Origin of the sequence: Rhodopila sp. (assembly GCF_965277165.1) — a bacterium.
Classification (GTDB): domain Bacteria; phylum Pseudomonadota; class Alphaproteobacteria; order Acetobacterales; family Acetobacteraceae; genus Rhodopila.
The window spans coordinates 1,546,953-1,568,997 of sequence record NZ_CBDICE010000005.1; the positions used below are offsets into that span (position 1 = coordinate 1,546,953).

Consider the following 22,045-nt stretch of genomic DNA (forward strand, 5'->3'; position numbering starts at 1 on the left):
TCCGCAATTGGTCCTGTGCCGCGCTCCCGTCCCCTGGGTTGCCGCCGCTGGCCTAACGCCGACCTGTGTAGCCCGGTCACCCTTAGCCCGATCACCGGCCCATCAGGCGCCGACCGCCGTTGCCGCCGCGCCGCACCGCCGTTCAGGCGGTACTACGATCCTCGACGACGGTCGTATGCACCATGGTGTCCGGCTCAAACATCCACCGCGCCACCGCCCCGGCGAACATCGCCCCGGCGATCGGCGCCACCCAGAATAGCCAAAGCTGATCGATATACGCGCCACCGGCGAACAGGGCCGGCCCGGTGCTACGCGCCGGATTGACCGAGGTATTGGTGACCGGGATCGAAATGAGGTGGATCAGCGTCAGCGCCAGCCCGATCGGAATGCCGGCGAACCCTGACGAGGCACCCTTCGATGTCGTTCCGATGATGATATACAGAAAGAAAAAGCTCGTCACCAACTCGCAGATCAAGCACGCCGTTAAAGAATATTTGCCCGGGCTGAGGTCGCCGTAACCATTCGCCGCGAACCCCTTCGGCACCCAGTCCGGCTTGCCCGATGCGATCAGCCACAACACCGCCGACGCCGCGATCGCGCCGATCAACTGGGCGATGATGTACGGCACGACGTGCTTGTTGGCACAGCGGCCGGCCGACCAAAGTCCCAGCGTCACCGCCGGGTTGAAATGGCCGCCGGAAATCGGCCCGACCGCATAGGCCATTGTCAGCAGGGTCAGACCAAAGGCGAACGCCACCCCGAGAAAGCCGATCCCCAACGCCGGAAATGCAGCATTCAATACCGCCGCCCCACATCCGCCGAACACCAGCCAGAATGTGCCAAACAGCTCGGCGGTCACCCGACGTGCCATATCGTCCTGCATTACGCGCCCCCCACACCTTACAAGAACCCCGTCCGCCAGCGGACCCGATAACCATCCGTAAAGCCTAGCCGCTCACCCAAGCTCAGGGTAGAAATATCTGATATCTATTTGATCAGGTTGGCATCTAACGATCCAGTGAGGACACGTGACAGCTTTGAGGCAAAGCCTCAGGCGCAGGCCGCTTGCAGCGCCGGTCTTAGGAACGCCGGATCGAACACCTTTGTCGCCATCACCTGGCAACGGCGCATCAGGCGGATCTCTTCGGGGCCATAATCGGCAATGGCACGATGAATGGTGCCCAGGTGATCCCAGATCAGCAGGTCATTTTCGTTCCAGTCATGCTTGTAACGAAACCGCATTTCGAGCTGATGGCGGAACAGAAACTCCAGCATCCGGTCGCTTTCCCGCTGCGTCAGTTCATTGATCCGCACCGCGTAGCCTTCGTTGCAGTACAGCATTTTACGCCCGGTGATCGGATGGGTCAGGCACACCGGATGCACCACCGGCGGACGCCGCCGGCGTTGCTCGTCGGTCATCGCCGGCCGACCGCTTGCCTTGTGCTGGCGCATATGCTCCCAGAATTTCTCGAAATCGTGGGTGGCGGTCATGCCGTCCAGCCTGGTCTTGATGTCCGCCGGTAGCGCATCGTACGCTGCGCCCGTGTTGGCGAACTCGGTGCCGCCCAGCGGCTTGCCATCGCGACGCGGAATGCGGATGCCATACAGCACGTTGACGAAGCCGATCGTGTCCCGATACGACATGTCGGTGTGCCAGTCCTGACCAGCATCGGGACTGCCGATATAGGCACCGTTCTGCTTGACGTTCGACAGGATGCCGACTTCGGGATATGGCTGAGTAGCATCGACGGACTGGATCGGATTGCCCTGGATCTCACCGAACCGTTCGGAAAAGCGCTTGACGTCGCCAATATCCAGTTGCTGATTCGGAAACCGCAGCACGCCGTGCTGACCCAGCGCCAGCAGGATACGGCCGAACGCCGCTTCCGCCATCGGTCGTGCCAGATCGATGCCGCGAACGGTGGCGCCAAGGATCGCGCCGCTCGGTTCAATGCTCAGCATTTCACGCCCTCCGCTATTGTTTCATCAGCAGCAGCGCATCGGCGACCGTCAGCCCCGATCCGTCCGCGTGCATGATCACCGGGTTCAACTCGAACTCCAGCACCTGATCGCTGAGTGTCAGCGCCGCCCGCGACAGCGCCGCCACCAAACGTGCCAGCGGCGTCAGATCGATCGGTTCGGCACCGCGAAACCCGGTCAACAGACGAGCCGCTTTCAACGACAGGATCAGCCGCGTCGCCTCCGCCTCATCGACCGGCGCCGGTGCGTGTACCACGTCGCCGAACAATTCCACCGTGGTGCCGCCGAAGCCCAGCATCATGATCGGGCCAAAGGTCGGATCGTTCACCATGCCGATGACCAGTTCGTGCCCGCGCGGCGCCATCCCCTGCACCAGCACCCCCTCGATGTTCGCCCCCGGCGCTCGGCGTCCCACATCTGTCAACATTTCTGTATATGCAGTGGTAACGGCGGCGCGGTCGGCCAGTGCCAGCTTTACCCCGCCCACCTCGGTCTTGTGCGGCAAGTGTGGCGACTGCACTTTCAGCACCACCGGGAAACCCAGGCGTTCCGCCGCATCGGCGGCCTCTTCCGCTGACCCTGCCAAGTGTTCCGGCGCATCGGGCAGCCAGGCTGCCAGCACCTGCTTGGCCAGATACTCCGGCACCACCGGCGGCAGGCCGGGATACAACCGCCCGGACACCGGCGTGAACGGCTCCGGCAGCGGCCGCCGCAACGCCTCGGCGTAGCCCGCCAACTTGCCCATCGCCACGCCGACATTGCGCAGGTCGCTGTGCACGAACAGCCCGCACCCGGCCGCCGCCGTTCGCCCGAACGCCGACGGCAGGGTGTAGCTCCAAACCGTCATCGGCTTGCCGCAGCTGTTCGCCACCGCGCGTATTCGGTCGGCGTCCAGCGATACCCGGGTCTCGCTGGCGAGCGAGGTCACCAGCACCATGATGTCGATCTCGTCCGACCGAGCCAGGTGTTCCATGACGGTCATCATGGCGGGGCCGGTGTTGGACCCTTGCGCGGTGACATCGACCGGATTGCCCGACGCGCCGTACGACGGCATCAACGGGCGCAATGCCGCTTGCGATGCCGCCGAGAGGTTGGGCACCAGCAGCCCGTGCGCCGACAAAGTGTCCGCCATCCAGGCACCGCCGCCGCCCGAAACGGTGATGATCCCGGCGCGCCTTCCGATCGGCAGCGGGCAGGTCAGCACCACCCCGGCGATGGCAACCGCTTCGTCGGCATCCTCGGCCTCGATCACGCCGTAACGCTCGAAGATTGCATGATAGGCGGTGTGGGATCCGGACAGCGAGGCGGTGTGCGAAGCACTGGCCCGCTTGCCGGCATCGGAACGACCGACCTTGATGGCGATCACCGGCTTGCCGAGCGCGCGAGCCTTTTCCAGCGCCGCCACGAAGCCTGGTCCATTGCGCACCGCCTCGCAGAACAGCATCACCGCGTGGGTTTGCGGATCTTCCACCATGTAATCCAGGAAGTCGGCCATCGTCAGGTCGGCTTCGTTGCCGGTCGAGATCACGTAGCTGAAGCCCAGCCCCGCCGCCGCGCCGCGATTGAACAGTGCGAACCCGATACCACCGGACTGGGCGATGACCCCGACACGGCGCTGAGAGACCAGCGTGCGGTCGTCCTGTTCCTTGGTCTCCACCGTCGGGCTGAACGTGGTGGCGACGCGGCCCAGCGCGTTGTAGTAGCCTTCGCAGTTCGGTCCGCAGGCGCGGATGCCAGTTCGTTGCGTCACCGCCAGAAGCTCGGCCTGCATGTCGCCCGCGGCACCGCCTTCCTCGGCGAAGCCCGAACTGATGATCAGCACGTTCTTGGCCCCAGCCCGGGCGCATTCTTCGACCGCCGCGGCGACACCGGCGGCGGGAATGGCGATCAACGCCAAGTCGATATCGCCCTTGACCGCGCCGATCGAGGGGTAGCAGCGAAGCCCATCGAGTTCCTGATAGCTTGGATTGATCGGCAGCACGCGCCCGGGAAAACCGTTGTCGCGCAGCTGCCTAAACAACCGGCCGCGGATTCGATGCAGGTCGGGGGACGCCCCCAGCACCGCGATCGATTCCGGCCAGAAGAAACTATGCAGCTTGTGGGGCGTCACTTTCGCGCCCCGGTCGGGATGTCGCGGAACGGCAGTCCCTTGTCAGCACGCGGATCCTGCGGCAGCCCCAGCACCCGTTCGGCAATGATGTTCTTCATGATCTCGTCGGTACCGCCGGCCAAGCGCAGCGCCGGGGAATACAGCAGCGCTTCCTCGAATATGCCCGCGACCGGCATCGCCTCGCCCATCGTCGGTCCCGCCATCCCGATCATATCCAGCCCGTATGACAAAATGTCCTGCAGCTTGTTCGCCGCGACCACCTTGATGATCGAGGACTCAGGCCCCGGCGTCTGCCCGCGCGACAGCGCCGTCATGCCGCGGAACTTGGTGTATTTCAGTCCTTGCGAGCGGGTATAGAACTCCGCCAGCCGTTCCTGCACCGCCGAGTCATCGATCGCCGGCCCGTCTTCCAGGTCGATCGCCTGCGCCAGCCGGAACAGTTCCGCGACATCGGGGCCGGGTGCGTCGCGCATACCGTGGCGCTCGTTCATCAGCGTGGTCAGCGCGACTTTCCAACCGGCGCCAACCGGGCCGACCCGGCGGCTGTCGGGAATCCGGACGTTGTCGAAGAACACCTCGTTGAAATGCGACGATCCGGAGACCTGGCGGATCGGGCGGATTTCGATCCCCGGAGTCTTCATATCTAGGATGAAGAAGGTCAGCCCTTCATGCTTCGGGACGTCGGGATTGCTGCGCGCCACCAGGATGCCGAAATCGCTGTAATGCGCGCCGGAGTTCCAGATCTTCTGGCCGTTGACCACCCATTCGTCGCCATCCTTCTCGGCTCGGGTGCGCAGCGCGGCGAGGTCCGATCCGCCGCCCGGTTCGCTGAACAACTGACACCAGACCTCATCGGCCCGCATCGCCGGCCGTACGAAGCGCTCGCGCTGTTCCGCCGTGCCCCAACTGCAGATCGTCGGCTGCGCCAGGTTGACGCCGATCCCGAAGATGCCCGAAAGCACGTCGTATTTTGCTTCTTCCTGGTTGTAGATGACATTCTCAATCTGGCTGCTGCCGCGTCCGCCCCATTCCACGGGCCAATGGATGCCGACGAAACCGGCCTCATACTTGCGGCGCTGGAAGTCCTTCGCGCGCTGCATTGCGCCAGGTGCGTCCTGGCCGCGCCGATAGCCCTCCACCGCGCCGGGCTTGCGCCGTTCGGCATTCGCCTCGAGGAAGCGCCGAGCCTCGGCGCGGAATGCGGCTTCTTCTGGGGTGTCGTCGAAATCCATTGTCCGCTCCTATGCCGCTTCCAGGTCGGTGGTGTTGCGGGCGCGCAACTCGGTCACCAGCCGGTGCTTCCACTCACGCGCACCGCCCAGGTTCAGGCCCAGCAGCTTGGCGCGCCGGTAGTAAAGGTGACAGTCCATCTGCCAGGTGAAGCCCATGCCGCCATGGGTCTGGATGTTTTCCTTGGTAACGAACCAGCCGGCCTCGCAGGCGGCGATCCTGGCGACCGAGGCGGCGATCGGCAGTTCAGCGGCATTGCTGTGTACCGCCCAGGCGCCGTAATACGCATTCGACCGCGCCAGCTCGACCTGTATATACATTTCGGCCAGCTTGTGCTTGATTCCCTGGAACGACCCGATCGGTCGGCCGAAGGCGAACCGTTCCTTGGCGTAAGCGTTCGCCATGTCCAGCGCGGCCTGCGCGCCGCCCACCTGCTCGAAAGCCATCGGCACCGCCGCGTAATCCAGCAGGGTGCGCACCGTTCCCGCACCGATGCTGCCCGGCAGCGGTTCCGCCTGGGCAGCGGAAAACTCCACATTGGCATGCGAACGGGTCGGATCGAATGTAACCACCGTCTCGCGCGTGACGCCGGCGGCTTTCAGATCCACCAGATGCAGGCAGGCGCCAGCCCCGCCACGGGTGGCGACCACGGCGATGTCGGCGATGTCGCCATCCGGCACCGCCAGTTTTGTTCCGGTAAGCCGGCCGCCTGAGACAGCGGCGTTCAGCTTTGTCGCATCGAACGGCCCGGGCCGCTCGGCGAACGCGAACGTGCCGATCAGCTCACCCGACGCCAGTTTCGGTAGCCAGGTTTGCTTCTGCTGCTCCGACCCGAACAGCATGATCGCCTCGGTCGCCAGGTAAACTGAGGACGAAAACGGCACCGGGGCCACCGCTCGGCCGATTTCCTCGGCCAGCACACACACCGCGAGCCGGCCGAGACCGACCCCGCCGTACTCTTCAGGAATTGCAGCGCCGGTCCATCCCATCTCGGCAATCGCCCGCCACAGGTCCGCCGCATAAGGTTCGTTGGTATCGAGGATGCGCCTCGGCACCGCCGGCGGGCAGCGATCGGTCAGAAATCGCCGAGCCTGATCTCGGAGTTGGATCAATTCATCCGAGAATTCGAAGTTCATCGCGTCCTGCCCCTGTTTCATCTCACGGCCGATTGTTGTCCGCCGACGCCACAGCGGCAAGTCCGGCGGCCATTAGGGCGCCGTGATCAAGGGGTATCCGCCTGCACTCATTGAGCAGAACACGTCGTTGACACTCTCAGTCTTGGAAGTTTCAACCTGAGTCATTACACTTGGCCAGTGGTCTGGCCGAGCGTGAGCTACTGGAATGGGTAGTAGCGCAGGCTGAACAGGACGATGTTCTCGTCGGCGGACGGCGAGACGGTGCTGCCCCTGGTGGCTCCGATGCCGGAGAAGGTGTTGCGGTTTACGTACTCATATTGGGCGCCGAGCTGCATGGTGCCGTAGCGCGACTTGATCACCCGCCACCAGGCGCCCAGCGTGCCTTCGATAACGTTGGAGGTCACCGCGCTGCAGGAACCGAGCTCCAGCTCGCAGCCGGACAGGTTGACAGCTGGATTGCCGTAGCCGGCGGTTCCCGAGAACGATTTGCGGTCGGCGCCCTCGGCGCCGCCATAGGCATAGACATCGACCGCCGGGATGGGATGGCCGACGAAGCCGCCCATGATCGAATACTCCGACAGCGGCTCGATCTTGCCGGTGGGGGAGAACGTGGCGTCGGCGATTTGCGCCGAACCGTAGCGACCGATGCCCTGCCCGATCAGGCCGCTGACCTGGAAGTCGAGCATCTTCGGTATTAGCGGCAGGATCATGCCGCCGCCGATGCCCTCGCCGGTGGTTTCGTATCCCTTGCCCGACCCGGTGCTGGCGAACGAGACGCGGCCGTCGAGGAAGCGCAGCAGTCCATACACCTCGTAGTGGCCCCAGCCCGGATCCGCGGCCGCCTTGATAATCACGTCGGGGGCGTAGTTGGCGCTGTAGGCCTGGATGGAATTGACGTTGGACCCGCCGCACTGGGTGTCTTCCAGCGTGCCGCCGCCGACCGCGGTCGTCGCCTGGGCTCCGGTCAAGCAGTTCGGACCGGCGGAACTGCCGAACGTGGTCTGCGGTGATTCCAGCGACAGCCCGAGCCATATCTTATGATCATCGAAGTCCTTGGCGACACGGATTTCGGCCTGGCGGGCCCAGTTGAAGCCGACGACGTATTGCGCGTCGATGGTCAGTGGCACGTTCTCCTTGCGTGGCTCCAGGCCGGTCTTGAACATTGTGGCAAGGCTCCAGCTTTGGCCGCCGAGCACATGCAGCCCCCAGTCGCTGTTGTCATAGGCGCCATAGAACTCACGCAGACGCAGCGTGTAGCTGCTGCTCTCGGTCGAATTCGACGATGTACCGGCGCTGAGGAAGTCTGTCGCGACAAAGGCGCTGAGTGTCTGTGCGTCGTCCAGGTGTCCTTCGGTCAGGAGCTGAAGACGGCTCTGCTGCGCTGTTTCGCGATACTCGGGCGTGTGAAACGCCGGTGTGTTGGGCAGCGGGATGCTGCCGAAGTTGGTGGCGACGCTGGAGGCCTGGTTGCGCGAGCGGTAGAGGCCCTCGGCGGCGGCGAACCCGCCCAAAGTGACGGTCAGTCCGCCGACCCGGAATGCACCTTGCGGCAGCGGCGGTTCCGGCGGGGCGGCTGGCGCGGCGGCGACCGGGAGCGGAGCGGCGACGGGAGGCCGAGCGGCGGCGGCCTGGGCGGCTTGGGCCGAGGCGGCGGCCTGCTGCTGTGCCGCCCTGGCCTGTTGCTGCGCGGCGCGCAGCTCGCGGTCTCGTGTCGAGAGGTTGGACTTGAGCTGGTTCAACTGCGACTGCAGCGCCCTGATCTGCTGTTGGATCGTCTGGATCTGGGCGTCGGTCTGGGCCACCGCGGGTTGTATGTTGAAGGCAACGCCGATAGTGGCGGCCGATAGCAGGGCGTATTTGAGGCTGGTGGCTTTGGGCATCGTTTCCTCAGACCGTGGGTGGAGGCGAGAGCGGGCAACCTACGGTCGGGGCGAAAATCGGTCGGCGGCGATTTGATGACAAAAAGACTAAGTTTCTGGTCATCTTGGGTGGTGAGGGCAATTGTCATGCAACGAATGGTCCCGATTCAGTGGCCTGGGCTGGGCTTCCGGATGGCGCCGCGGGCCGATCGGGGCCATATTTGCGGACACACTGCCTGGGCCCGGGGATGAGTTTTCGTTCGCTGTATCGCCACGGCTTCGCCCGTGTTGCCGCTTGCACCACTCGGACGGCGCTGGCCGATCCGGCGACCAATGCGCAATCGATCTTGCGCATGGCAGCCGATTGCGACCGGCAGTCGGTGGCCGTGGCGGTGTTTCCCGAACTGGGCATTTCCGGCTACGCGATCAGCGACCTGTTGCAGCAGACCACGCTGCTGGATGCGGTCGAGAGCGCGGTCGAGACGCTGGTCGCCGGGTCGGCCGAGCTGATGCCTTTGCTGCTGGTGGGGGCGCCGCTGCGGCACCTGGGCAGCCTGTACAATTGCGCCCTGGCGATCCACCGCGGCGAACTGCTGGGGGTGGTGCCGAAGATTCACTTACCGAACTATCGCGAATTCTATGAACCCAGGCACTTCGTCAGCGGCGATGGCTCCGATGGCGGTTCGATCGCCGTCGGTGGCCATGCCGCGCCATTCGGCACCGACCTGTTGTGGGAGGCGTCCGACCTGCGCGGCCTGGTGGTGCACGCCGAGATCTGCGAGGACGTCTGGGTGCCCAACCCACCTAGCGGAGAGGCAGCGGTGGCCGGCGCCACGGTGCTGGCGAACCTGTCGGCCAGCAACATCACCATCGGCAAGGCCGAGACCCGCCGGCTGCTGTGCCGGTCACAGTCCGCGCGTTGTTTGGCAGCGTATCTCTACGCTGCCGCCGGGACCGGGGAATCGACAACCGATCTGGCCTGGGACGGCCAGGCCTCGGTGTTCGAAAACGGCAACACTTTGGCCGAGACCGAACGGTTTCCCGTAGCGGACCAGGCGGCGATCGCCGATATCGACCTCGACATGCTGGCTCAGGAGCGCTTGCAGATGGGGTCTTTCGATACCAATCGCCGCCGCCACGCGCGGGCGTTTCGTCGCGTCGGATTCACCGTCGGCGCGCCGGCCGGCGACGTCGGATTCCGACGCAAGGTCGAGCGCTTTCCGTTCGTGCCAGCGGACGTGGCGAGGCTGGAGCAGGATTGTTACGAAGCCTACAACATCCAGGTTTCCGGGCTGGCGCAGCGGCTGCGGGCAACCGGGTTGAAGAAGGTGGTGATCGGAATCTCGGGCGGCCTGGACTCGACCCAGGCGCTGCTGGTCTGTGCGCAGGCGTTCGATCTGCTGGGACTGCCGCGTGACGGGATTCTGGCCTACACGCTGCCGGGGTTCGCGACGTCTGACCACACCAAGAGCAATGCATGGGCGTTGATGCAGTCGCTGGGCGCGACCGCGGGCGAGCTGGATATCAAACCTGCGGCGAAACAGATGCTGTCCGATATCGGGCACCCCTATGCCAGCGGCAAATCGGTTTACGACATCACCTTCGAGAATGTGCAGGCGGGGTTGCGCACCGACTACCTGTTCCGGATTGCCAACTATAATGGTGGCATGGTGATCGGCACCGGCGATCTCTCGGAACTGGCTCTGGGCTGGTGCACCTATGGTGTCGGCGATCAGATGGCGCACTACAACGTCAACGCCGGGGTGCCGAAGACGCTGATCCAGCATCTGATCCGCTGGATCATCGGGACCCGGCGCTTCGCCGACGATGTGCTGGGCACGCTGGACGCGATCCTGGCGACCGAGATCTCACCCGAACTGGTGCCGACGGGCGAGGGCGAAACGCCGCAGAGCACGGAGGCCAAGATCGGACCCTATGCGCTGCAGGATTTCACCCTGTTTCACATCCTGCGTTACGGATTTGTACCCTCGAAGATCGCCTTCCTGGCGCTGCACGCATGGGAAGACCCGGCGCGCGGGGATTGGCCGGCGCATTTTCAGGCCGACCGGCAGGTGGGCTACGACCTGGCGCAGATCCGGCACTGGATGGGGGTGTTCCTGACCCGGTTCTTCGCCTTCAGCCAGTTCAAGCGCAGCGCGATGCCGAACGGGCCGAAAGTGTCCGCCGGCGGGTCGCTGTCGCCACGCGGAGATTGGCGAGCGCCGTCGGACGGCAACGCGGCGGCGTGGCTGGCCGAGCTGGAACAGAACGTGCCGCTGTCGCCGTAAGTGTCGTGCAGCATGTTTTTCTCTTGGTCCTGGCAGGCTTGCTTGCCGGAACGATGAACGCGGTCGCCGGCGGCGGGTCGTTCGTTTCGTTCCCGGTGATGGTGTTGGTCGGGCTGCCGCCGATCGCTGCCAATGCGACGAGCACGGTTGCGCTGTTTCCGGGCACCATCGCGAGCGCCTGGGCCTACCGCGACGATTTGCGCGGCATCGCCGGGATCAGCCTCAGGCTGTTGTTGGCGATCAGCGTGGCCGGTGGGATGCTGGGGGCTATTCTGTTGCTGGTGACGCCCGGCGGCATGTTCGATCTGGTTATCCCGTGGCTGTTGCTGCTGGCGACGCTGACGTTTCTCGGCGGCCGGCATCTGGGTGATCTATTGCGGCGCTACGTGCGCATCGGACGCCCAGCTTTCCTGACCATCCAGTTCGTGCTTTCGGTGTACGGCGGTTATTTCGGCGGCGCGATTGGCTTGATGATGATGGCGGTCTGGACGTTGATCGACACCACGCCGTTGGCGGTGATGGCAGCGCCTCGCACCGTGCTGGTCAGCGCCGCGAACGGGTCGGCGGTGCTGTGTTTCGTTGCGGCGGGGGCGGTGCGCTGGCCGGAGATGTTGGCGATGATGGTGTCGGCGATTGCCGGGGGCTACTACGGTGCCCGGTTCGCTCGGCATTTGCCGCCGGCGGTGCTGCGCTGGTTCGTGGTGGCGCTGAGTGTCACGGTCACCATGGTGTTTTTTCTGCGCAGGTATTGAGCCATAGGCCCAAGGTCAAGGCGGCCGGAACCGAAGTCCCGGCCGCTTTTAGGGCGAGGGCTCGTCAGGCGGGCATTTCAGCCTTGATGACTTCCCGGTCGGCGGTCATCACCGTGCCCTTCGTTTCGGGGCCAAGGAACACGGCAATAAACAGAACAACGAGTGACCCCATGGTGCCTATCATCATCGGCATGGCGAAGCCCATTTTCTGATCCACGGCATAATAGGCGATGGTCGGTGCGACAAAGGCGCCCCAGACCGCGCCCTGGTGATAGACGAAGCCTGCCGCCGACGCGCGCCAGCAACGGCAACTTGATCTGGTTCTGGTTTTCGTTCTGGCTTTTCTTGTTGTCGGCCCACACTTCCGGCTCCTTGACGTAGAAGCGGATCCAGACGCAGGGCCAGTGCCGGCAGGACGCCCAGGATCAGCATGCTGCGCCAACCTTAGCCATGGCCCATACCTTCGAACGGCTCATAAAGGATCGCGTAGGCGAGGTAGGATGCCCCACGATCCCTGCAGCACGCCGGACATGAAGCCGCGCGAACGGGGTGGCCAGGACTCTATGGCCAGGGCCGCGCCCGCCGGCCATTCCGCGCCCATTCCGATGCCGAGCAGCGCGCGGAACAGGAAGGCGAAACTGGGCGAGGAACCGGCGACGAAGTTGCAAACCGAGTACCGGAGGATGGAAATCATCAGCGGCGCTCTGCGACCCAGACGGTCGGCCATCCAGCCGGGCATTGTGGCGCCCGCCTGACGCATGATCAAGGTGACGGTGAACACAGGTGACGGTGAATACCGCGGTCACTTCTGTCAGAGGTATTCCATAATATTGCGAGATCGGCAACGTGATCAGAAGAAATACAGTGAAGTCAAAGGCACTAAGAGTCCACCCTAGTCACGCGGCCAACTAGGAGAACCACTGATCTTTGATTAATTTTTTTTACTCGGGATCGCCTCGCAACCAGACATTGCTTGCTCTACCTGTTTTTTGGCTTCCGGATGGGATGCCTGACCATCCGAGGCGTGAGGTTTAGCAGGTCGTCGAAATAGGCCGAAGCGATCTCTGTTGGCAGAGCGTTGCGTGGTCTATGCCCACAACGGCCTACGACATGCATTTCCTGCAAGTTGGACTCCGCACGACCGGATTTGCTATCCATCAATTTCGAGAGAATTTCGCGTCACTCAAGTATTCAATGTCCGTGAGACAGGCTGAGTCTCTCAGCGGTTCCGGAAACGGGTTCTGCGACCCAAATGTATGGCATCGCTGGTGAGCGCAGTAGGATTCGAACCTACGACCCGCTGATTAAGAGTCAGCTGCTCTACCAACTGAGCTATGCGCCCGCACTTGCGAAGGGCGGGTTCTAGCAAGCTTGCCCCGCAATGCAACCCCCGCCCCCGGCCACCATCGGGCCGCCGGCCTCAGGCCCCGGCCAGGATTGCGTCCGCCATCTTCTCGGCCGTCATCAGCACCGGAAAATTGGTATTCGCGCAGGGCACCGCGGGAAATACCGAGGCATCGATCACGCGCAGGCCGTCCACCCCCCGCACGCGCCCCGCCGGGTCGGTTACCGCCATCGGGTCGCCGTCGGCGCCCATGCGGCACGTACAGGAGGCGTGCCACACGCCGACGGCGGCCTTGCGCACGAACGCCTCCAGCTTGTCGTCGTCGGTCAGCACGTCCTGCAGGGTGACGCCCTCCATCACCAGGTTCCTGATCAGATATTTGCGCAGCGCCGCCGGCCCATCCAGCGCCTTGGCCAGCACGTCGGTGATCAGCTTGTTCTTGGAGCTGTGCAGCCCGACCTGGCGCACCTTGTCGCTGTAGCTGGCGGGGAACGCGTCCTCGACCACGGTCTGCATCTCCGGCGTCAGGTGCAACGCGGCGAACCGGCGCACGCCGTCCATCATGCGCTCCAGGTCGCGCTGGTCCGACAGCAGGTTGAAATCCACCTGCGGCTCATCGGACCAGTTCGGCGATCGGAGGCGGACCGACCCGGTCTCCGAATAGGTCTTGTAGACCGTCACGATGAACGACCCGATCTGTTCGCCGACCGCATGCCAGGAGGTTTTACTGGTCACCACGGTGAACATGTCGCCGGGCGGAATGCCCGCCAGGTTGGAGGAGTAGCGCAGCCCGGTGTAGATATGGCGCCTGGAATAGTCGTTGATGATCCGGGCATGCGGCTTCAGGAAGGCAGCGACCGCGACGGCGGGATGGTCCTGCAGCCGCTGGCCCACCCCGGGCAACGCGGCCCGTACCTCGATGCCGTGTTCCCGCAGATGCGCGGCCGGCCCGATCCCCGCGCGCATCAAGTGCGCCGGCGAGTGGATGGCACCGCAGGACAGGATGACCTCTTGGCCGCGGAACTCCTCGGCCCTGCCGGCGACCACCGCCTTGACTCCGACACAGCGCTGGCCATCGAAAATCAGTTCGCAGGCTTGGCTATCGGTGCGAATCGTCAGGTTTTCGCGCAGCCGCGTGCCGGGATCGAGATAGCCGATTGCGGCCGATACCCGGCGTTCGTAGGCGTTGGAGATGGTGATCGGAAAATAGCCGTCCTCCCACGCCGCGTTCTGGTCCTGGATGAATTTCCAACCCGACTGCTCGAACGCGCGCCCGACCGCCTTTGCGTGTTCGGGCCAGAGGTCGGGAAAAATGCGCCGCACCGGGATGCGCCCTTCGCACCCGTGCCATGGACCGTCAAAGTCCATGTCGCGCTCCACCTTCTTGAAATACGGCAGCACGCCGTTCCAGTCCCAGCCTGCCGCGCCGCTCGCTGCCCAGTCATCGTAATCGGTCGGTGCGCCGCGATTGGCCAACTGCCCGTTGATCGACGACCCGCCGCCCAGGATGCGCGCCTGTTCATAGGTCCGCAGCGGCGGCGCCTGCTCGTCGGGGTTGTTGTGCGAGATCACCTCGGTGGTGACCTTCAGCTTGTTCCAGGTGTAGTTCGGGTTGAGGTAGGCGGTTCCGGGATAGGAATCCAGCACTGCTTCCGGCACTTTGCCATGCGGCGTGTCCTGGCCGGCTTCCAGCAACAGCACCTTGTTCTGGCTGCGCGCCGATAGCCGGTTGGCCAGCACGGACCCGGCGGACCCGCCGCCGACGATAATCACGTCGAACATCATCGATGACACCATGTTCCTCCCAGCAGTTTGTGCCGAAGGATCACCCTGATCGCACGCTCGGCACAAGTGCGGACCGCCTCGGTGGCCGCCGCGCTGGTAGGTGCGTTTAGTATCCGATCGCAGAGAAGCGCAGGACGGAAATCGTCCCGCGATTCGGCGCGTGAGTCGGATACTCGAACAACGGGCGACGTATCGCGCTTCACTGATGCGCGATACTAGCAGTCGCGGCGCTCACTCTCCCCGTTCGGGGCGCGGCGCAAGAGCCAGTTGCGCCGCAAACAGGCGAACAGTGGCACGGCTATTGGTTCAGTGAGCCGGCGCCGTCAACGCCGCCGACATTTCCTTCTTGAGGTTGTCGCTGGTGAACGGCTTGGCGCACACGCGCCAATCGTCATGGCCCGCCGGAATCGCCTCTTCGCCGTAACCAGAGAGGAACAAGAATGGGATCTGCCGTTCGGCCAGCAGTTCAGCCACCGGATAGACTTTTTCACCGGCCAGATTGACGTCCAAAACCGCCAGATCGAACGCCTCGGTCCGCACCGCTTCCAGCGCCGTCGCCACATCGCCGCATGGCCCGACCGTGCTGCAGCCGAAGTCAAACAGAAATTCTTCGATCAAAAACGCAACCAACATCTCGTCTTCGACGATCAAGATCCGTTTGCCAGTCAAGCGTCCCGGCTTGTCGTGAGCCATCATCAAGACCCCGGCGGGAGGTAATTCGGCAACGGCGCGCTGAACGTGGCGACAACACCGTTTGCCGCGAAATCAATTGTCACTTCGCCACCGACATCATGAGCAAATCCCCGCTCGATCATGGTCATGCCAAACCCGCGACGATCCGGCCTCCTCACCGGCGGTCCGTTTCGTTCCGTCCAGATCAGCTGCAACCACTCTTCGCCTGATTTAGGTGTAACGCACCAGGTGACAACAACGTTCCCCTCTGCCACCGACAGCGCACCATACTTCACCGCATTGGTCGTCAGTTCATGCGTCGCCATTCCCAGCGCCAGCGCGGCGCGCGGCTCAAGCAGCACCGTTGGGCCGTCTAGCATCACATTCGCTTGGTCGCCCGACATGAACGGCTTCAGCTCCTCGGTCAGGATTTCCCGCAGCGGGACCGGCGACCAGCCGTCGCGGCTGAGCAGCGCATAGGCCGCGGTCAGCGCATGGATCCGTCCAAGGAACACCTCTTGGAAACCCTCCAACGTTGTGGCCCGGCGCAAAGTGGTGGTCGCCAGTGAGATCACCACCGTCAACATGTTCTTAACCCGGTGATTCAGCTCATCGACCAGCATACGCTGATGTTGCTCGGCGTGGACGATGCCGGTGACATCGACGAACGTGATCAGCGAGCCGTCGATAGTACTGTCGGGACCACGATACGGCAGGATGCGCATCAGGTAGTACGCCGAACCATCGTCGCGTTCGACCCGCCTTTCCATCGGCTGCAGCGTCCGAAGCACGCTCTGCACGTCGTCGTGCAACGTCTTGTAGGTCAGTCGGCTGACAATATCGGTCAGCGGCCGGCCCAAGTCACTCGGGATCAGGTTGTAGATCTTGGCGATCTCCGGCGTGAAGCTGCGGATCACCAGGAACGGATCAAGGAATATAGTGGCCACCCTGGTGCTGTCGAACAGGTTCTTCAGGTCGCCATTGCTGCGGTCGAGCTGTTCGACCTTGGCGGTCAGTTGCGCGTTGACGGTGTTGAGTTCCTCGTTGATCGACTGAATTTCCTCGCGCGAGGTTTCCAGTTCCTCATTGGTCGATTGCAGCTCCTCGTTCACGGATTGCAGTTCCTCGTTGGAACTGCGGAGTTCCTCCACGGTCGCGGCATGCTCTTCGCCAACCGAGCGCAATTGCTCCAGCAGGTCGCGATTTTCGTTCTCGAACTGAGTGATCGACGAAGTAGCCTCGGGCACCGCGGCGGTGTGCGCCCGGTTGTCCGACCGATGCGGCGAATCGACCTCGACGAAGACGATCAAATAGAGCGCGGAATCTTCGGGACCCGGCAGCTTCTCCACGATCAGGCGGACCGGAGCGGCTAGTACCTCCTGTCATTGATTTCGCGGCCATTCTTCGAATCGATAGTTCCGCAACGACGGAGATGCTTCGTGATCGCGGAACGACTTGCTGGAAAAAGGTATGTGGTGAAGCTCAGCGAAGAGGAGCGGGATCGCCTCAACACGCTGATCCACGCGGGCAACCACCCGGCCCGGCAACTGACCCGGGCCCGCATTCTGTTGAAGGCCGACAGCGCGCAAGCGGGCGACGGCTGGAGCGACAGACAAATCGCAACAGCCCTCGATACCAGCGTCGACACGGTCGCACGGACCCGCCAGCAAATGGTGGAAGAGGGGTTCGAGGCCGTTCTGGTCCGCAAGCATTCCCCAGCCTCGGCCAGACCGCGCATTTTCGACGGAGCCGCCGAGGCTAAACTGATCGCGCTGGCTTGTTCCGACCCGCCGAAGGGTCGCAAGCGGTGGACGCTACAACTCCTTGAAGAGCACGTTGTCGAACTGAAGATCGTCGACCGCGCCAGCGACAACACGATCGGGCGGACGCTAAAAAAAACCTCCTTAAGCCGCATCTACAAAAGCAATGGGTGATCCCGCCGGACGCCAACGCCGCCTTTGTAGCCGGAATGGAGGACGTTCTTGAGGTTTATCAGAGGCCGCACGATCCAGAGTATCCTGTGGTCTGCGTGGACGAGACCTCGAAACAATTGGTCGCCGAAACGCGTGTAGCCATCGCTGGCAGGCCTGGGCAACCGGCACGCTACGATTACGAGTATAAGCGTAATGGAACCGCTAATCTGTTCATGATCTTCGCCCCCCTGGAAGGCTGGCGCCATGTCGAGGTGACAGATCGCCACACGGCCGTGGATTATGCTCAGATCCTCAAAGCCATAGCCGACATGAATTTTCCGAAGGCGAAGAAAATCGTGCTGATGCAAGACAATCTCAATACCCACAAGCCGGCGTCGCTCTACGAGGCTTTTCCCGCCGCAGAGGCCCGCCGGCTGGTGGAGCGGTTCGAATGGCACTACACGCCAAAGCACGGCAGTTGGCTGGATATGGCTGAATCCGAGCTCAGCGCCTTGTCGGGTCAGTGCCTCGATCGGCGGATCGCGGACAAGCAAACTCTGACCGAGGAAGTCGCCGCATGGGAGGGCAGCCGTAACAAGAAACATGTCAAAGCCGACTGGCAGTTCACCACCGCCGATGCCCGCGTCAAGCTGAAGCGGTTGTACCCCGCACTATGAACGACTCGAAGTACTAGCGACCCGTCGGCGGTGACGATGGAGCGAAACTGCTCCACCGGCTGGCCGGTCTCGACACATCGCCGCAACGCGGCGCGCAGTTCCAGGCCCCAGCCTTGGCGCGCCATGTCGAACAGGTTGCTGCTTGGCGCGCCCCGCGCGGGCTCCAGGAAGCGGCCGGTATGGCTGGAGAAAAGCGCCACGTCACCGAACGCGGTCACCACCACGAACGGGGCCGCGTAGCGATCCAAAACGCGCTTGCTGGCGAACTCGACTGCCCGTTGCCAATGCGCTTTCGGATCACTTGCCAGCGTTGCGCCCTTCCCTGAACGTCGGCTGTCGATCGGCAATTGATAAAGCTGCGGCATTTCGGCGGGGCCATCGCGGCGGACAAAGATCCGCGTCGAGCGTTCACGCGGCTCGAACAACCGCTCGTGACGAGCGACCGTTTCGGAAACCCCGAGGATCAGAATACCGCCGGGAGGCAAAGCATAGTGGAAGATGGGAATGATCCGGTCTTGCAGATCATTATTCATATAAATCAATAAGTTGCGGCAGGAAATCAGATCGATCCTGGAGAACGGCGGATCGCGGACCAGGCTGTGCACGGAGAATGTGCAGAGGTCCCGGATCTCTTGCCGGACCACCGCGCCGCCGGGGCTTTCGGCGAAAAACCGAGACCGCCGTTCGGCTGAAAGACCTTCCAGTAGCGTCAGTGGAAACCGCCCAGCGCGGGCCGTAGCAACCGCGACTTCATCAATGTCGCTGGCCAATATCTGCACTTTCGGCAGCGTGGATAAAGTATCCATGTGCTCGCGAAACAGCATTGCCAGCGAGTAGGCTTCCTCGCCGGTGGCGCAGCCTGGCACCCAGATCCGCAAATCTCCGGTTGCATCCTTGTCCTGGAACAGCCGAGGGATAATGGTCTTCTTCAGGGCCTCGAATGTCGCGGCGTCGCGAAAGAAGCTGGTCACATTGATCAGCAGGTCGCGGAACAGCGCCAAAACCTGCTCGCGGTCGTTGGTGATCCGGTCGAGGTAATCGTCGTAGGTACTCAGCCGCAGCACCTGCATGCGCCGCAACACGCGCCGCATGAAGGTTTGCTGTTTATACTGGCTGAAATCGTGGCCCAGGCGCGATCGCAGGATGTCGCAGATCGCCAGACGGATCCTTTCCACATCCGGCGTCGTCTGAGCGGCCGCTCGCGCCGCCGCGAGCCGAACTTTCCGCGCCGCGAGGATATGGCCGGCCATTTGCTCCACCGGTACGTGGAGATCGACAGCATCGGCGGCGACCGCGCTTTCCGGCATGCCGGCGTATTCCGGTGCGGTGCCGTTTTCGCCTTGTGCCAGGGTCAGGCCACCCCGCGCCCTGATCGCCTTCAGTCCGAGCGTTCCATCGTGGCCGGTGCCGGAAAGCACGACGCCGATTGCGTCCTCGTTCAACGATGCCGCCAATGAATCGAACAGCGCATCGATCGGCGCGGTCTCGCGCGCCGAGGCGAGCGGTGTCCGATGCAAAAAGAGATGTCCGTCGAGGTATTTGGCGACAGTGCCTCCGGGCACGACCAGAACCTGGTTTGCCACGACGGCCTGCCCGTCGGACGCCTCGGTCACCGCCATTTCGGTCCACCGTGCGAGGATCTCCGTCAGCATGCTCTTGCGGTTGGGCGCAAGGTGGAGGACGACAATAAGCGCAACACCGCTGTCCGCCGGCATCTCGACGAAAAACTGACGAAATGCCTCGATCCCTCCTGCCGAAGCTCCGATGCCGACCACGCACAACGGCGTATTGTCGCTCATCAAGCGTCGTGACGCCGACCGCGGTGCAGCGGCGATAATCGATCAGCCGAACTGAGCACGACCCGGTGCATCGGCGGGGAGCACATCGGGACAACTAACCACCGCGTTGTGACTCGCGCAAGAAGCCGCCGCCGATCCGAGGCGCAGGCCGCGTACAGATTAGGCAGCAAAACCGTTCGGCTTTCCCAGCGGCAAGGACGGACAGTTTTGATCTCGCAACTTACCGAGGGTTGTGCTGCTCGTCCGGTTCGGACACCGTGCGAAAGCGGTTGACAGGATATTGTAACAATAACAAAACGTCTCGTTGCGGATAAAGTGGCCCAAGTTTCAGTGATGCAAATGCCATGACGCCCCGAAAGCCGACGTCAGTTGGATATAACGGCGGCCCACCGCCGTTTTGCCTCCTAAACATGCCGGATTGATGGCCACCGGCATGGCGCGGTTCGTGCATCGCCGGAAGCGGTTGCCATCGTTATCACACATCCAACGGGAGCCAGCACATGGACCTCGGTGTCTTCATCCCCATCGCCAACAACGGCTGGCTGATCTCAAAGACTTCGCCGCAGTACAACACCAGCTTCGCGCTGAACCGCGACGTCACATTGTTAGCCGAGCAGTATGGATTTGAATTTGCTTTGTCGATGGTGAAGTTGCGTGGGTTCGGCGGCGAGAGCGAGTTCTGGGACCATGCCTTGGAAAGCTTCACCCTGATGGCGGGGATCGCCGCAGTGACGCAGCGTATCCAGCTTTACGCGTCCTCCGCCGTGCTCACCCTGCCGCCGGCGATCGCGGCGCGCATGGCGGCCACCATCGACAGCATCGCGCCGGGCCGGTTCGGGATCAACATCGTCTCCGGCTGGGCCGAGGGCGAATACACCCAGATGGGCCTATGGCCGGGACAGCAGCACTACGAGCGTCGCTACGAGTACAGCGCCGAATACGTGACGGTAATGCGGCAGTTGTGGGAAACCGGAACCTCCGACCACAAGGGCGCCTATTTCCAGATGACCGACTGCAAACTCAGTCCACGTCCGTCGGTGATGCCGAAGATCGTCTCCGCCGGACAGAGCGACGTCGGCATGGCGTTCGCGGCGGAGCACGCCGACTTCAACTTCTGCCTGGGCGAGGGTGTCAATACCCCGACGAAATGCAGCGCCACGATCGAGCGGCTGTTGAAGGCGGTCGCCAAGACCGGGCGCAACGTTGGCGCCTATGCCCTGTTCATGGTCATCGCCGACGAAACCGATGCCGCCGCGCAGGCCAAATGGGAGTGCTACAAAGCCGGCAAGGATCTCGATGCCCTGAGCTGGCTCGGCGCCCAGGCCGGCAATGACGACAAGGCCGATGCCGGGGGCACCGCGCAAAGCATGATCAACCCGGTCTCGGCGGTGAACTTCAACATGGGGACCGTCGTCGGGTCCTATGCCACCGTCGCCCGGATGCTGGATGAACTGGCGACCGTCGACGGCCTCGCCGGGGTAATGCTGACGTTCGACGACTTCATCCTGGGCATGGAGACTTTCGGCCAACGCATCCAACCGCTAATGGCTAGTCGAAAGTGATCTGAGTGGCCCCCTGCTCAGGCAGCCGCTGCACGGCTCGATCCGGGACATTCGTGATCGACAGGTTCAACGGCATGGTTCCAAATTTGCTCCGGTAACACAAGCGCAAGCCGCAATCCAAGCCACCCCAAGCAGGGGTAGTGTCTCAGTTGGATTTCGGCTTTAAGGGAAACCGAACGGCCGCTTTCGGGCAGGCGGATCTCCTGCTATGACACGGGAATGCTGAAGCTCTATTGCCTCTGCTGCCAAGTCCGCATCCAAACCCCAAAGCAACCGGACTTCATCAACGAGTGCAACTGCACGCTCTGTAGCAAAACTGGCGCCCGCTGGGCCTATTTTCATCCCTCGGACGTCGTCATCGAGGGAACGACGAAGGGGTATAGTCGGGAAGATAAAGAAGACCCTGCCGCGGAAGTCCAGTTCTGCGCAAATTGCGGTTCGACGACGCACTTTATTCTGACCACGAGCGCGATATCGAAGTTCGGGAACGTCCAACTGGGCGTCAATATGCGTCTGGCGGATGAGAAGGATCTTGCCGGAATAGAGTTGTGCTATCCTGACGGACGTGCGTGGCCGGGCAACGGTGGCTTCGACTATGTGCAAGAGGCTCGCATCATCGGTGGACGAGTGTCCGCGAAATAACCGTTTGCGATGAGTGTCATTCAGCATTCGAACGAACGCAAAGGCGCGAAAGCCGAAATTCAAACTGAGACACTACCCAAGCAGGACAGCGCGGCGTCCATGGCGTTGTCGGAGAGATCCTGGGCGATGGCGACGAGGCAGGGCACGCCGCCGCCGCGTTTATAGTCTCGGCGCACGGTATAGCCGGGGATTTTTGGGTGCGATCATGAGATATCGGGGCCGGATGCCGACGAGGTTTGTCCGACAAAGCCCCTGATCGTTGGTCCAAAGTCGATGCGCCGTCAGGCCAATATCA

At 63.0% G+C, this 22,045-nt stretch carries 16 protein-coding genes, 1 tRNA gene and 2 pseudogenes; 5 read left to right on the forward strand and 14 right to left on the reverse strand.

Annotated elements, in window-relative coordinates; all coding sequences use genetic code 11:
* Positions 1-142: 142 nt before the first annotated feature.
* The 6 genes from aqpZ to ACQY4Y_RS07860 form a co-directional block, all read right to left on the reverse strand.
* Positions 143-883 (reverse strand): aquaporin Z, encoded by a 741-nt coding sequence (aqpZ, locus tag ACQY4Y_RS07835; protein ID WP_428489994.1) that lies wholly within the window; start codon positions 881-883, stop codon positions 143-145.
* 167 nt (positions 884-1,050) lie between these two features.
* Positions 1,051-1,962 carry a TauD/TfdA dioxygenase family protein gene (locus ACQY4Y_RS07840; RefSeq protein WP_428489995.1) on the reverse strand — a complete coding sequence of 304 codons (912 nt, stop codon included), beginning with the start codon at positions 1,960-1,962 and terminating at the stop codon, positions 1,051-1,053.
* A gap of 13 nt (positions 1,963-1,975) precedes the next feature.
* Entirely contained in the window at positions 1,976-4,090 is a 2,115-nt protein-coding gene (locus ACQY4Y_RS07845) for an acetate--CoA ligase family protein (RefSeq protein WP_428489996.1), read from the reverse strand.
* The gene (locus ACQY4Y_RS07850) at positions 4,087-5,322 is read right to left on the reverse strand and encodes an acyl-CoA dehydrogenase family protein (protein ID WP_428489997.1); all 1,236 of its coding nucleotides are present in this window, start codon (positions 5,320-5,322) and stop codon (positions 4,087-4,089) included. Before ACQY4Y_RS07850 ends, ACQY4Y_RS07845 begins: the two co-directional genes overlap by 4 nt.
* A 9-nt stretch (positions 5,323-5,331) precedes the next feature.
* Positions 5,332-6,456, reverse strand: coding sequence for an acyl-CoA dehydrogenase family protein (locus tag ACQY4Y_RS07855; protein WP_428489998.1), 1,125 nt, complete (start codon positions 6,454-6,456; stop codon positions 5,332-5,334).
* 197 nt (positions 6,457-6,653) lie between these two features.
* Positions 6,654-8,336 (reverse strand): hypothetical protein, encoded by a 1,683-nt coding sequence (locus ACQY4Y_RS07860; RefSeq protein ID WP_428489999.1) that lies wholly within the window; start codon positions 8,334-8,336, stop codon positions 6,654-6,656.
* Positions 8,337-8,563: 227 nt separating this feature from the next.
* Here ACQY4Y_RS07860 and ACQY4Y_RS07865 point away from each other — a divergent pair, with 227 nt between their 5' ends.
* Positions 8,564-10,603 carry an NAD(+) synthase gene (locus ACQY4Y_RS07865; RefSeq protein ID WP_428490000.1) on the forward strand — a complete coding sequence of 680 codons (2,040 nt, stop codon included), beginning with the start codon at positions 8,564-8,566 and terminating at the stop codon, positions 10,601-10,603.
* Between the two features lie 5 nt (positions 10,604-10,608).
* A complete protein-coding gene (locus tag ACQY4Y_RS07870) occupies positions 10,609-11,355 on the forward strand; it encodes a sulfite exporter TauE/SafE family protein (protein ID WP_428490001.1) in 747 nt (248 codons plus the stop codon).
* 64 nt (positions 11,356-11,419) lie between these two features.
* Here the strand turns inward: ACQY4Y_RS07870 and ACQY4Y_RS07875 are convergent, their stop codons facing one another.
* The 6 genes from ACQY4Y_RS07875 to ACQY4Y_RS07900 form a co-directional block, all read right to left on the reverse strand.
* Positions 11,420-11,560, reverse strand: coding sequence for a hypothetical protein (locus tag ACQY4Y_RS07875; RefSeq protein ID WP_428490002.1), 141 nt, complete (start codon positions 11,558-11,560; stop codon positions 11,420-11,422).
* Positions 11,561-11,827: 267 nt separating this feature from the next.
* On the reverse strand, positions 11,828-12,136 hold the full coding sequence (locus ACQY4Y_RS07880; RefSeq protein ID WP_428490003.1) for an MFS transporter: 309 nt from the start codon (positions 12,134-12,136) through the stop codon (positions 11,828-11,830).
* 485 nt (positions 12,137-12,621) lie between these two features.
* Positions 12,622-12,697: transfer RNA gene (locus ACQY4Y_RS07885), tRNA-Lys, on the reverse strand.
* Positions 12,698-12,775: 78 nt separating this feature from the next.
* Positions 12,776-14,485, reverse strand: coding sequence for a GMC family oxidoreductase (locus tag ACQY4Y_RS07890; protein WP_428490758.1), 1,710 nt, complete (start codon positions 14,483-14,485; stop codon positions 12,776-12,778).
* Positions 14,486-14,791: 306 nt separating this feature from the next.
* Complete coding sequence (locus ACQY4Y_RS07895) at positions 14,792-15,178, reverse strand: response regulator (RefSeq protein WP_428490004.1); 387 nt, start codon at positions 15,176-15,178, stop codon at positions 14,792-14,794.
* 2 nt (positions 15,179-15,180) lie between these two features.
* Positions 15,181-16,506 (reverse strand): sensor histidine kinase, encoded by a 1,326-nt coding sequence (locus ACQY4Y_RS07900; protein WP_428490005.1) that lies wholly within the window; start codon positions 16,504-16,506, stop codon positions 15,181-15,183.
* A gap of 93 nt (positions 16,507-16,599) precedes the next feature.
* Here ACQY4Y_RS07900 and ACQY4Y_RS07905 point away from each other — a divergent pair.
* Positions 16,600-17,747, forward strand: a protein-coding gene (locus ACQY4Y_RS07905) for an IS630 family transposase (protein ID WP_428490713.1) whose coding sequence is annotated in 2 segments (ribosomal slippage) — positions 16,600-17,059 and positions 17,059-17,747 — 1,149 coding nt in all. Because the reading frame shifts where the segments join, the coding sequence is not laid out codon by codon here.
* Positions 17,748-18,163: 416 nt separating this feature from the next.
* Here the strand turns inward: ACQY4Y_RS07905 and ACQY4Y_RS07910 are convergent.
* Positions 18,164-19,546 (reverse strand): annotated as a pseudogene (locus ACQY4Y_RS07910) (CheR family methyltransferase); the annotation flags it as partial.
* Between the two features lie 500 nt (positions 19,547-20,046).
* On the opposite strand from ACQY4Y_RS07910, the gene rutA reads away from it, so the two are divergent.
* Entirely contained in the window at positions 20,047-21,108 is a 1,062-nt protein-coding gene (gene rutA / locus ACQY4Y_RS07915) for a pyrimidine utilization protein A (RefSeq protein ID WP_428490006.1), read from the forward strand.
* A gap of 219 nt (positions 21,109-21,327) precedes the next feature.
* Positions 21,328-21,750 (forward strand): GFA family protein, encoded by a 423-nt coding sequence (locus ACQY4Y_RS07920; RefSeq protein WP_428490007.1) that lies wholly within the window; start codon positions 21,328-21,330, stop codon positions 21,748-21,750.
* Between the two features lie 68 nt (positions 21,751-21,818).
* On the opposite strand, the pseudogene ACQY4Y_RS07925 reads toward ACQY4Y_RS07920, so the two are convergent.
* Positions 21,819-21,947 (reverse strand): annotated as a pseudogene (locus ACQY4Y_RS07925) (ketol-acid reductoisomerase); the annotation flags it as partial.
* Positions 21,948-22,045: the final 98 nt, after the last annotated feature.

Coding starts and splice junctions, on each gene's coding strand:
- aqpZ (WP_428489994.1), bottom strand. CDS start 883: ATGCAGGACGATATGGCACGTCGGGTGACCGCCGAGCTGTTTGGCACA.
- ACQY4Y_RS07840 (WP_428489995.1), bottom strand. CDS start 1,962: ATGCTGAGCATTGAACCGAGCGGCGCGATCCTTGGCGCCACCGTTCGC.
- ACQY4Y_RS07850 (WP_428489997.1), bottom strand. CDS start 5,322: ATGGATTTCGACGACACCCCAGAAGAAGCCGCATTCCGCGCCGAGGCT.
- ACQY4Y_RS07855 (WP_428489998.1), bottom strand. CDS start 6,456: ATGAACTTCGAATTCTCGGATGAATTGATCCAACTCCGAGATCAGGCT.
- ACQY4Y_RS07860 (WP_428489999.1), bottom strand. CDS start 8,336: ATGCCCAAAGCCACCAGCCTCAAATACGCCCTGCTATCGGCCGCCACT.
- ACQY4Y_RS07865 (WP_428490000.1), top strand. CDS start 8,564: ATGAGTTTTCGTTCGCTGTATCGCCACGGCTTCGCCCGTGTTGCCGCT.
- ACQY4Y_RS07875 (WP_428490002.1), bottom strand. CDS start 11,560: ATGGGCTTCGCCATGCCGATGATGATAGGCACCATGGGGTCACTCGTT.
- ACQY4Y_RS07890 (WP_428490758.1), bottom strand. CDS start 14,485: ATGATGTTCGACGTGATTATCGTCGGCGGCGGGTCCGCCGGGTCCGTG.
- ACQY4Y_RS07895 (WP_428490004.1), bottom strand. CDS start 15,178: ATGGCTCACGACAAGCCGGGACGCTTGACTGGCAAACGGATCTTGATC.
- rutA (WP_428490006.1), top strand. CDS start 20,047: ATGGACCTCGGTGTCTTCATCCCCATCGCCAACAACGGCTGGCTGATC.
- ACQY4Y_RS07920 (WP_428490007.1), top strand. CDS start 21,328: ATGCTGAAGCTCTATTGCCTCTGCTGCCAAGTCCGCATCCAAACCCCA.